This window comes from Alteromonas sp. MTD1 (genome assembly GCF_042848195.1).
In the GTDB taxonomy this organism is placed as follows: domain Bacteria; phylum Pseudomonadota; class Gammaproteobacteria; order Enterobacterales; family Alteromonadaceae; genus Alteromonas.
On sequence record NZ_BTGG01000005.1, the window covers coordinates 313,196 to 324,388 of the forward strand.

Below are 11,193 nucleotides of genomic sequence, written 5' to 3' on the forward strand. Positions count from 1 at the left end.
GAATGAATTAATAAAAAGCCTCTTCGGAGGCTTTTTTCGTTTGAGAAGAGTAATAAATGACGATTGAACAACTGATTAACAAAGCCAACGAGGCCTACGCTAAGTCCGATTTTGATGGTGCGATGGGATTCTTAAAAGAAGCTGGACTTCAAGGTAGTATGAATGCAGCCCTTGATTATGCTTATCAATTGTCTAGTTCAAAGCCAAAACAGGCCGTGCAATATCTAGATTCCATTCCTGATTCTGTTAGGCCAATTGTGCATTATCATCAATTGCTTATTGGTTATTTTGGGCAGGTTCACAGTTCAGACAGAGAAGTAGTAGAAAAACTATTACAGCTTGCAAAACAAGGCGTAATTGAAGCAAGCATCACGTTGCTAGCTTATGCACCAGTGAAAAGCCCTGAATTTGAATATGTGGCAAAGGGGCTTCAACAAAAAAGCCCAAACATTTACCAACAACTTCAACTTAATCGCTTTTTATCTGACGGACACACAATGCTTTCAGACAACGAAGCAAGTGATTTATTGAAAGTAGATTTTGAATCAGCAACTCGTTCAGATGAAAAAGCACGAAATGTTATTGAAGATGCAATGCCAATTGTGGTGTACGAAGACGTGCTAAGTGCTTTTGAATGTCACTATTTAATCACTAAGTTTTCACCGATGCTTGAACCATCTATGGTTGTCGATCCCATAACAGGCAAAGGGCGCGTAGACAGCGTGAGAACAAGCTACATTGCTACGATAGTGCCGCAAGTAGCCGATTGGATCACGCGTAAAATTGATACCACCATAGCTACTCTTACCAACACCCATGTGAATCAAGGTGAAGCATTAAGTTTATTGCGTTATGAAGCAGGACAAGAATATAAGCCACATTACGATGCATTGAGTGTTGGTCAGGACGCAGCTATTTTTCAAGATGGTGGTCAGCGCATTAAAACAGCGTTAGTCTATTTGAATACCGTCGAAAAAGGCGGTTGTACTGTATTTCCAAAGCTAAATTTGAAAGTGGCACCAGTTCAAGGAAGTATGCTCGTTTTTCCTAATACTGACGAACAAGAGAAGACTATTTTAAACAGCTATCATGCTGGTGAAAAAATAATCGACGAAAATAAATGGTTAGTTACAAAATGGATTAGGAAATGTACAACAAACTATGGTAAGTTCATATACGGTAATTAAACTAAAGGATAACACGGATGAAAAATCTATCACGCGTATTACTAGCAGCTTCTGTTGCTTTATCGATGGCTGCCTGTAGCTCTACTAGCAACGATTCATCTTCTGCGTACGCAAAAACTGACGAAGGCGACGATGGAATGGTATGTAAGTTAGAAAAGAAAATTGGCTCTAACCGCATGCATCGCGTTTGTTATTCAGTAGAAGAACGTGAGCAAATGCGAGAAGCAGGTCGTGAAGCTTGGACTCGTATGCAAGGTCGTAATGAAACTGGTGGTGGCGACCTGTAATTCACAGCCTCATTAGTTTACTATGGGAAGCAAAACGCTTCCCATTTTTATATGAATAACAATAATAACCACATCTCTGAATTAACAAGTCGTATTGCAACTCTGGTTGAACAAGCTGACTATGATTCAGCATTGTCTGTTTACGCTTCATTGTTTGAACTATACCCCGAGTTTTTAGCGCCCGAAATGGACGAGCCTATGACAAAGTCTCGGGCTACGCACATCCATAATGCTGCAAACTTGGCGCGAAGGGCGCTGTACAATGCTTGCCATACAATAGGCACCACAATAAGGATGAAACAAGCGGTAAACATGTTATGTGGCGTTGAAAAAAAGACTTTTCAACAAGAAAAACAACAGCCAAGCTTTCTTTTTATACCAGATTTACCGTCTGCTCCATTTTCCAACATTAACGAAGTGGATGGTCTCAAGGACTTAGTCGACGCTTTATCTTCACATCAAGACGCTTTTCTCTCTTGCGTCAAACATGCAAACGATAACTATGTTCATGAAATAGGTGAAATGCCCACGTCAGATGATTGGAAGCGACTAAGCGAGAATTGGTCTTCCATGCATTTAATGAAAGGCGGCGATTTGACAGAACATGCCAAGCGTCTACCCAAAGACGTAATAGCCTTGTTTAATTCCTCAATACTAGCACATTGCCCTACGCACGCGCCTGAGGTGGTTATTTCAGTGTTAAAGCCAAAAGCTTATATTCCTCCGCATTTTGGCATTTCGAATATTAAGTGGACATTGCATATTCCGCTTGTCATTAACAATAAGGCTTATTTGGAAGTGGCGGGTGAAAAAAGAACGTGGAGTGAGGACACAAAAGCGCTATTGTTTGACGATAGTTTTATCCACAGTGCAGAAAATCCTGCAGACGAAGCAAGGGCGGTGTTGATCATTGATATTTGGAATCCTTACCTTTCCTCAGCCGAAAAGCAAGACATACAGAAGTTGATGCGCGAATATGCAAATTGGTCTGCACGTTTTGGTGCGCTTTCAGTATTGGATAAGAGGTTTTATTAACACCATGCAAGGTCAACCTAATATTGTTATTCCTCAGCTCATCAATGCATTTAGACAAAAAGACTTTTTAAGCATTGTAAAAGCGGTTGAAGCGACGCCGTCTCTTGTTAATGTTGACCCCGTTGTGGTGCAGTTATATGGCGGCGCATTACGCAAACTAGCGCAGCATAAAAAAGCGGCAAAAGTGTTCGAAAAAGGGCTAAAAAAGTTTCCGTCATCAACCGACTTAATGAACAGCTATGGCAATTTTCTTTTAGATAATGGTAATCCAGCAAAAGCATCACAGCTTTTCAGAAAAGCGAGCAGTATAAATACGTCTTCATTCGACTATAAATACAACCTTGTAAGATCGCTTGCTGCTGAAAACAAGTACCGTGAGGCTAAGCAATTAGGAGAGATGCTCTTAAAAAACAGCCCAAGCCATTCTTCACTCATTATTCAACTTGCCGCCATTGAAACTGAGCTTGGCAACACAGAAAATGCCGAAGCCTACCTAGTCGCTGTCATCAATATCGACAATCGGAATGTTACGGCATTGAATAACTTAGGAAACCTTTTACGAGGGCAGGGTAAATTAGTAGAGGCAATCAAACATTACGAGTTAGCACTTTCTAACGCTATTCAAGAGAAAGTAGATACACCATTAATCTATCAAAACTTAGCTGCGGTGATGGGACTGAATGGTGATACTGAAGCCGCTTTAGCAATATATGAAAAAGGTTTGACGCGTTTTCCCACAGACAGCGCATTAAATAAAGAGTATGCGCATTTCGCATGGATAAAAAACGTATCGTCTCCGTTTGCTTTTTTTGAGAAACAGTTGTCGGTAGAAAATGCGGCCTTAGTAGTGGTTTATTGTGAGTTGATGCTACGAATTGGCGAGGCCGAAAAAGCGCGCAAGTGGTTAGAGCGTTTGACAGACCATGCAGACGATAGCGTTCACCTTGCCGCGTCCGCTCATTTAAGTAGCGCCCTGAGGGATATGGGCGAGTTTGAAGCTGCACTACAAGTAAGTGAAAGTAAGCTTAAAGGAACATCCGGTGATACCATTTCACTTCTTGTTGAGAAAGGGTATGCGTTACTTAGCCTAAATAGATTCAAAGACGCTATTTCAGTATTCGAAAGAGTGTGCCGTATGGCACCGCTTAATCAAGGTTATTGGACGTTGCTTTCAACGGCCTATAAGGCTAATGGCAATACAACTAAGTACAGCAACCTTTGTGATTATCAGCGATTTGTGCACGCTCGAATGCTCATCCCCAGTAGCGATGAAAATGACAGTTTTATAAACGTTTTGAAGGACTATCTTTCAACACTACATAGCGATGAAAGACACCCAATTGGACAGTCTTTAAGAAATGGCTCGCAAACCTTTGAGAACTTGTTAGACAGTGATAATTCTTTACTACAGAAATTAAAACATTTTTTAGAGGAAAGGGCCGCGGAGTTCATTGCTAGTCTTCAAACAGAAAAGAAACATCCGTTTCTGTCCAGATTAAGTCAGGACCTCACCTTTATAGGAAGCTGGTCGGTTCGCCTTCGCAAGTCGGGCTTTCACAAATCTCACTATCACTCTGAGGGGTGGCTAAGCGGTGTGCTTTATATAGACGTGCCGGAAGAGGTTAACGTAGGTGGTAATGGATGGCTTTGCTTTGGAAGGCCAGATATAAACGGCGTAGAAATGGATGAAGATTTTGCGATAAAGCCAGAAGCGGGCACGGTAGTCTTCTTTCCTTCATATATGTGGCACGGTACAAACCCTATCGAAACGAATAGCCAAAGAATGACCGTTGCCTTTGATATTGTTCCAAAAGATAAAAAGGGTTAACAAGGGCGTTGTTTATTACGCGAATTAACCCTCTATTCACTCAAACTCTGCCGCATCATAGATAGCGTGATGCATTTTTCTGTGACGCGGCAATACCTTAACACTTGATGCAGCACATACATTCAAGTGTACAGGTGTGTATTAGGTAATTGGCTCCAATTTAAAAGCCAAAGTGTAGCGTGGTGTATAGCAAATTCGATTAGGGGGACGACCTACATGTTTAATGGCCCCATGAAATATTACCGTTCTGCCAGGCTTAGGTGTGCTGGCGAATACACAGTCATCATGCTCGTTGTAAAATAGCGTTTCGCCTCCCCATTCAATGTCCCACTCAGGACAAAGATAAACTAGCACTGTTAACTCATCTGCTTCTGGTAAGCAGTCGGTATGTGTAAACAGCATATCGCCGTACGATGCATAATTAACATAGCCTCTGTAAGCGCGATATTTTTTACCTGTGGTTTCAGAAATCTGTGCCATAGCTCGCTGGTATACAGGTAATGATGCAATCTGCGCATCGCTGAGTTCAACAGCCCAATGCTTGTATTGTGCCGTATCAGGGCGTGCTACTTCGTTATGTTTAAATGCACTTATTTCAAGCCCTTGGTATATTGAAGTAGCTTCATCTTGTGAGCACAGATTATCGAAAACCCAGATTGGTTTGTTGCCAACAGTATGACTGTAAGTTGGTTGTGTCATTGTATTGTTCTTAATTTTATTTCTATGAGACTATGACGGTCATTAATAGCAAATTGTGTTGTACAATCCAACGCTATTGTAAGAAAAACGCTTCGAAAGAAATGCGTATCCGAACGAAATAAAACAGGAAAATCGATGATTGATGGTATGAATAGTCAGCTGTCTCAAGCTGATGTAAAAGCCTCTTTCGACAAAGAAAGAAAAGTAAGGGTTAAGAGTTTCTTAACACAAGATCACGCCGAGCAGCTTTTATTGAGTCTAACTAATGAAGTTCCTTTTGAAATGGCGCTAGTGCGCGGTGGACGTTACGAATCTATTTCTCAAAGCGCTTGGAAGGCGATGGATAATCAAGCTAAACAGGCCGTTAATACAGAGGTGATGTCAAACGCAGCCAAAGGAATAGGGTTTGTCTACGGACGCCATTTGGTTACATCTACCGAGCGTATTGCGCAAATGAGCAAGTTTTACGATTGGATAAACAGTGAAGCTGTACTTCAGTGGGCGAGGGACCTTAGTGGTTTTGATGATATTTGCACTGCAAGCGTTCAAGCTACGCGCTATACCCCTGGGCAGTTTTTAACCCGTCATCAAGATGTGGTAGAGCGTGAGCAGCGTCGATTAGCTTACGTTATTAATTTAGCTCCGCAATGGCATCCAGATTGGGGTGGTTTGTTACAATTTTACGAAGAAGATGGTACGACCACTGAAAGTTGGGCACCAGAATTTAACACTTTGAGCCTTTTTGATGTAAAACACATTCACAGCGTGAGTTATGTCACCCCTTTTGCTCAGCAGCCACGTTATGCGTTAACGGGTTGGTTTAAAGCGACCTAATTGGCCTGTATTTGCGCTGAAAGAAGGGAAAATAGCGCTAAATTCAAGTTAATCGATTAAGGAATGAACGAACGTACGTTAACGCTCACAATTGTGACTTTATCGAAAAGTGGCGGTAAAACCAGCAGATAGCGTTAAAACTGTAAGGTGTAAATGGGGTGTTACTTGACTAAACGTAACAATCCATGTGAGTATACTACGTTCGTAGTACTGGCGGTTGACGTTTGTACTGCATTCCTGAAACAAAATTGTAAAAGTTTTATACGCCCCTTGCCCGAATATTTTCCTATCGGCGAGGATTCAAATAAGAAATTTGGTTGGGAACTATGTCCAAAATGAGCAAGAGAACTCTTATTGCTTCTACTGTTATGGGTGCATTCGCACTAACAGGTAGCGCAGTCTCTGCAGATACGCTTGAAGATCTTCATAAAGAAGAAGCGAAAATCCACGCGGCTGCAGCGAAATCTCAAGAAAAAATCAATACGTTGTTTGAACAATCTCAAGAACTACTTGTTGAGTATCGTCAAACAGTAGATGAGACAGAAAACCTTAAAGTTTACAACGATTACATCGCTAGTCTTGTTGCTGATCAGCAACGCGGTATCGACTCACTACAGCGTCAAATCGATAGCATCGAAGAAACTAAGCAGGGCATCGTTCCTCTTATGTTCCGCATGATCGACAGCCTTGAGCAGTTCATCAAACTAGACCGTCCAATTCACTTGGAAGAGCGTCTTGGTCGTGTAGAGCGTCTTCGTGACCTTATGGCTAACTCTAACGTGACTGTTTCTGAACAGTTCCGTCAGGTGTTGGAAGCATACCTAGTAGAAGTTGAGTACGGTACTAAGATCAACTCTTACCAAGGTACTATCAACGACGCGGGCACAGAAGTAACTGTAGACTTCTTCAACCTTGGTCGTGCTGCTCTTACTGCACTTTCACTAGACCAAACTCATGCTTGGGTTTGGAATAATGAAACTCGCACTTGGGAAAAACTAGGCGACGAGTACCTGTCTTCTGTAATTGAAGCAGTGAAAATGGCTAACGGTTCAATCCCAGCGGACCTAATTAAAATTCCAGTTAGCGCAGCGGAGTAATAGTTAATGAAACCAGTATTCAAAACTCTTTTAGCCGCTGTTGCAGTAGCGGTTACGGCAACCGGAGCACAAGCTCAGGAAGCAAAGAGCCTTAAAGATCTACTTGATCAAGTACAGCAAAACCGTGTATCTGAAGCACGCCTAGACAAGCAACGTGAAGCTGAGTTCCAGTCTGCACGTGCTGACAAGCAGGCGCTTCTACGTAAAGCTCAAGCTGACCTTAAAGCTGAGCAAAGCCGTGGTGACCGTCTTCAGAAGCAATTTGCTGACAACGAAGTAACACTAAACGAAAAAGCAGCTGAGCTAGACCAAGCAACTGGTACTCTTGGTGAAATGTTCGGTGTTGTACGTCAAGCGTCTTCTGAAGCGTTTGGTCGTATCTCAACGTCAATCGTAAGTGCACAATTCCCAGGTCGTGGTGAGTTCCTTGCTGCAATGTCAGAAGACTCTAAAGGCCTACCAAACATCAAAGAACTTGAAGATCTTTGGTTCGCACTACAAAAAGAAATGACTGAAGGTGGTGAAGTAGTTAAGTTCACTACAGAAGTTGTAAATCTAGATGGCGGTTCATCTCAACAAGAAGTACTACGTGTTGGTACATTTAACCTTGTTGGTGAAGCTGGTTACCTAGCTTACGACGCTGAAGGCGAAATCGTACAGCCTCTAGGTCGTCAGCCAGATGGTCACTTTGTAGCTTCTACAGCTGACCTAATCGACGCAACTTCAGGTTTCACGCCTTTCTACGCTGACCCATCACAAGGCGCTATCCTTGGTCTATTGAAGCAAAAAGCGACAATGTCTGAGCGTTACCACGCTGGTGGTCCAGTAGGTTATACAATCACGCTTATGCTTGGTGTTGGTCTACTAATCGGTCTTTACAAAATGATCACGCTTACGCTGGTTGGCGGCAAAATGCGCTCACAGCTTAAGAACGTTGGCAACCCTTCAGATAGCAACCCTCTAGGTCGCATTCTTAAGGTATACCAAGAGAACAAGACAGCTGACGCTGAAAACCTTGAACTTAAACTTGATGAAGCAATCTTACGTGAACTTCCACGTATCGAAAGCGGCATCAACGTAATTAAGATTTTCGCAGCTATCGCACCTCTACTAGGTCTACTAGGTACTGTACTTGGTATGATCGAGACATTCCAAACTATCACACTATTCGGTACTGGTGACCCACGTATGATGGCTGGAAGTATCTCAATGGCTCTTGTAACTACTGCTCAAGGTATTATCGCGGCTCTGCCTCTAATCCTTACTCACAGCATCGTAGCTTCTCGTAGCAAGTCAATCATCCACATTCTTGATGAGCAAACTGCGGGTATCGTAGCTGCTCACACAGAGTCGGAGAAGGCGTAATATGAATTACCTGATTGGATTATTCGAATCGGTCAGGGACTTTATCGCTACCGGCGGTGACGTACTATATTTCGTTGCTGCCGCGCTCTTTCTCATGTGGGTATTAATGATTGAGCGTTACTGGTATTTAACCTCGGTCTTTCCAAAGGTGAAGAAAACAATCATCGCCAATTGGGATGCCCGAGCTGATACCACATCATGGTATGCGCATAGAATCCGTGACGCGTGGATTTCTCAAGCGTCAGATGACCTAAACGCTAGAATGCTGATTATTAGAACCATTATTGCAATGTGTCCACTAATCGGTCTACTTGGAACAGTGACCGGAATGATCGGCGTTTTCGAGACAATGGCAACGCAGGGCACCAGCAACGCTCGTCTTATGGCCGCTGGTATCTCTATGGCAACAATCCCTACTATGGCGGGAATGGTTGCAGCGCTATCTGGACTGTTCATCAGTTCACGTCTTGAAGCGAAAGTGAAGCTGGCAAGAGAAGGGCTAGTTGATAGCCTGCCACATCATTAGAGAGAGAGATTATGGCTCGAAAAGTCAGAACCGAGGAAGAAGATGCACAGATCGACATGACGCCCATGTTGGACATCGTGTTTATCATGCTTATCTTCTTTATCGTTACCACTGTTTTCGTTAAAGAAGCAGGGATTGAAGTTAACAAGCCAGATGCGAGCCAGGCAATTCTTCACAAAAATGCGAACATCTTTATCGCCGTAACGGAAGATGGAAATGTTTGGTTAGATAAACGTGAAGTTGCGCCGGACAGCGTAAGAGCGAATATTGAAAGACTGCTTACCGAGCAGCCTACTGACTACGTTATCATTCAAGCCGATGTTAAGGCGAAGCATGGTTTGGTAGTTGAGATTATGGATCAGGTTAAAGCCGCTGGCGTTAACCGAGTCTCGGTAGCGGCAAGGGGATAAGATGTTACGTATAATTGTATCTATACTATTAGGTGCTGGTGTTGCATTTGCCCTGTTCGTTCTAATGGCTAAGTTGATTGAAAACTCATCTAGACCAGCAGACGAAGTACCGCCTGCACCGGTAATTGATATTGTAATGCAGGAACCAGACGACCAGACGCAAACGCGTACTCGTGTTCCACCACCACCTCCGCCTCCGCCGCCTCAGCCTCCAAAAATGGAGCAAGTTGAGCCGGAAACAGCGGAACCAGATGCAGACGGTTTTAGCTTAGCTATTCCTGCTGTAGATACTGGCGGTGTTGGTGTAAACATTGGTGGTGTTGGTGCTATGCAGCGCGATGGTGATGCTACACCTATCGTTCGTATCGACCCAAAATATCCACCTGATGCAGCCCGTGACGGCCGTGAAGGTTGGGTAAGACTATCTTTCACAATCAACGAAGTTGGTGGTGTAGAAGATATCGAAGTTATCGAAGCTGAACCTAAGCGTGTGTTCGACCGTGAAGCGCGTCGTGCGCTACGCAAGTGGAAATACAAGCCTAAGATTGTAGACGGCAAGCCGGTTAGACAAACAGGCATGTTCGTACAGCTAGACTTTAAACTGGAGCAATGATCATGATGAAACAAACATTCAAAATGTCAGCATTTGCTTTAGTGCTTGGTGCAGGTGCGGTGCTTTCAGCACCGGCTGCTCTAGCGCAGTCGGCACCTGTTGTTTGTCCTGGATATACAAAGGGAAAAACAACGCTAGTAGGTGAGCGTACGGGTAAGAAAGTGCAAAAAGCTTTCGAATTCTACAATCTTGACCAGGTTAACGAAGCGTTAAATGTTTTATACGAACTTGACCCTTCTGACGACTTTGATAAGGCTTACGTGCAACGTTTTATTGGTAACTTGCTAGCAGCACAAGAAGGTCAAGGCGGTAAAGCGCTGGGCTATCTTGTTGATGCAGTAGAGCCAAAAGTACTGAATGACCTTGAGCACGCTCAAACGTTGAAACTTCTTGGTGACTTGAGCATGCAAGAAGAGAAATACACGGGCGCCATCAAGTGGTACAACGCGTGGATGGACTTTACGTGTAAAGAAGACGCTGACACCTATACGCGTTTGGCACAGGCGCTATTTGAGTCTAAGCAATTAGACAAGATGGTAGAGCCAGCAGACAGAGCAATTGCACTGTACGAAGAGCCGAACAAAAACCCGTATGTATTAAAGCTGACTTCTTACTACGAGCGTAAGATGTACCCAGAAACGGTTGCAGTAGCTGAAGAACTAGTACGTGTTTTCCCTCAAGAAAAAACGTGGTGGTCTCGTTTAGGTTTCTTTTATCTTTTAGTTGAAGACTACAAGAAAGGCCTTTCAACTTTCGAATTAGCGTATAACCAAGGCTATTTGGAAAAAGAGAACGAAATTAAAACGCTTGCTCAGCTATACCAAACAAACGGTATGCCTTATCGTGCAGCTCGTCTGCTAGAAAAGCACATGAAGAGTGGTTTGCTTAAAAACGATGCGGATATGCTAGCGAATATTGCGAACGCCTATCATCAGGCTAAGAACTTTAAAACTGCGGCAGGCCTCTATGCGCAAGCAGCAGCGAAGAGTTCAGACCCTGAGCATTATCGCAAGCAAGGTACGCTGTTAATGGTTGCTGAAGATTACAGAGGCGCTATAAAGGCTCTTGAGAGTGCGTTAGAGCGCGGTATTGATAACCCTGCTAAGGTCCACTTCTCATTAATGGAAGCTAACTTCTATGCAGGTAACTTCAAAGCAGCCTACAAACACGTAGTTGAAGCTAAGAAAGATCGCTCTATGCGTCGCAATGCGTCAGCATGGGAACCTTACATTAAGGAAAAAGCGAAAAACCGTGGTATTAGCATTTAATACTTCGAACTTTCTTTGAAAGCCTCCCTTGGGAGGCTTTTTTA

The 11,193-nt window shown here is 43.3% G+C and carries 12 protein-coding genes; 11 read left to right on the forward strand and 1 reads right to left on the reverse strand.

What is annotated here, in order from left to right:
- Positions 1-56 precede the first annotated feature (56 nt).
- From ACGHAV_RS09005 to ACGHAV_RS09020, 4 genes are read left to right on the forward strand one after another with little or no spacing between them, the layout of a single operon-like run.
- On the forward strand, positions 57-1,187 hold the full coding sequence (locus ACGHAV_RS09005) for a prolyl hydroxylase family protein (RefSeq protein WP_390379308.1): 1,131 nt from the start codon (positions 57-59) through the stop codon (positions 1,185-1,187).
- Between the two features lie 17 nt (positions 1,188-1,204).
- Positions 1,205-1,474 carry a hypothetical protein gene (locus ACGHAV_RS09010; protein ID WP_390379311.1) on the forward strand — a complete coding sequence of 90 codons (270 nt, stop codon included), beginning with the start codon at positions 1,205-1,207 and terminating at the stop codon, positions 1,472-1,474.
- 51 nt (positions 1,475-1,525) lie between these two features.
- A complete protein-coding gene (locus tag ACGHAV_RS09015; RefSeq protein ID WP_390379314.1) occupies positions 1,526-2,509 on the forward strand; it encodes an aspartyl/asparaginyl beta-hydroxylase domain-containing protein in 984 nt (327 codons plus the stop codon).
- Positions 2,451-4,337 (forward strand): 2OG-Fe(II) oxygenase family protein, encoded by a 1,887-nt coding sequence (locus ACGHAV_RS09020; RefSeq protein ID WP_390379317.1) that lies wholly within the window; start codon positions 2,451-2,453, stop codon positions 4,335-4,337. Before ACGHAV_RS09015 ends, ACGHAV_RS09020 begins: the two co-directional genes overlap by 59 nt.
- Before the next feature lie 141 nt (positions 4,338-4,478).
- On the opposite strand, the gene ACGHAV_RS09025 is transcribed toward ACGHAV_RS09020, so the two are convergent.
- Positions 4,479-5,036 carry a 2OG-Fe(II) oxygenase gene (locus ACGHAV_RS09025; RefSeq protein ID WP_390379319.1) on the reverse strand — a complete coding sequence of 186 codons (558 nt, stop codon included), beginning with the start codon at positions 5,034-5,036 and terminating at the stop codon, positions 4,479-4,481.
- Between the two features lie 135 nt (positions 5,037-5,171).
- On the opposite strand from ACGHAV_RS09025, the gene ACGHAV_RS09030 reads away from it, so the two are divergent.
- From ACGHAV_RS09030 to ACGHAV_RS09060, 7 genes are all read left to right on the forward strand, one after another.
- Positions 5,172-5,870, forward strand: a complete 699-nt coding sequence (locus tag ACGHAV_RS09030; RefSeq protein WP_334012877.1) for a 2OG-Fe(II) oxygenase family protein — start codon at positions 5,172-5,174, stop codon at positions 5,868-5,870.
- A gap of 335 nt (positions 5,871-6,205) precedes the next feature.
- On the forward strand, positions 6,206-6,967 hold the full coding sequence (locus ACGHAV_RS09035) for a DUF3450 domain-containing protein (protein WP_390379323.1): 762 nt from the start codon (positions 6,206-6,208) through the stop codon (positions 6,965-6,967).
- Between the two features lie 6 nt (positions 6,968-6,973).
- Positions 6,974-8,332, forward strand: coding sequence for a MotA/TolQ/ExbB proton channel family protein (locus ACGHAV_RS09040; protein WP_333706628.1), 1,359 nt, complete (start codon positions 6,974-6,976; stop codon positions 8,330-8,332).
- Position 8,333: 1 nt separating this feature from the next.
- Positions 8,334-8,858 carry a MotA/TolQ/ExbB proton channel family protein gene (locus ACGHAV_RS09045; RefSeq protein ID WP_334012880.1) on the forward strand — a complete coding sequence of 175 codons (525 nt, stop codon included), beginning with the start codon at positions 8,334-8,336 and terminating at the stop codon, positions 8,856-8,858.
- Positions 8,859-8,869: 11 nt separating this feature from the next.
- The gene (locus tag ACGHAV_RS09050) at positions 8,870-9,268 is read left to right on the forward strand and encodes a biopolymer transporter ExbD (protein ID WP_012517737.1); all 399 of its coding nucleotides are present in this window, start codon (positions 8,870-8,872) and stop codon (positions 9,266-9,268) included.
- 1 nt (position 9,269) lies between these two features.
- Positions 9,270-9,881 carry an energy transducer TonB gene (locus ACGHAV_RS09055; RefSeq protein WP_334012881.1) on the forward strand — a complete coding sequence of 204 codons (612 nt, stop codon included), beginning with the start codon at positions 9,270-9,272 and terminating at the stop codon, positions 9,879-9,881.
- Between the two features lie 2 nt (positions 9,882-9,883).
- Positions 9,884-11,149, forward strand: coding sequence for a tetratricopeptide repeat protein (locus ACGHAV_RS09060; RefSeq protein WP_390379330.1), 1,266 nt, complete (start codon positions 9,884-9,886; stop codon positions 11,147-11,149).
- Positions 11,150-11,193: the final 44 nt, after the last annotated feature.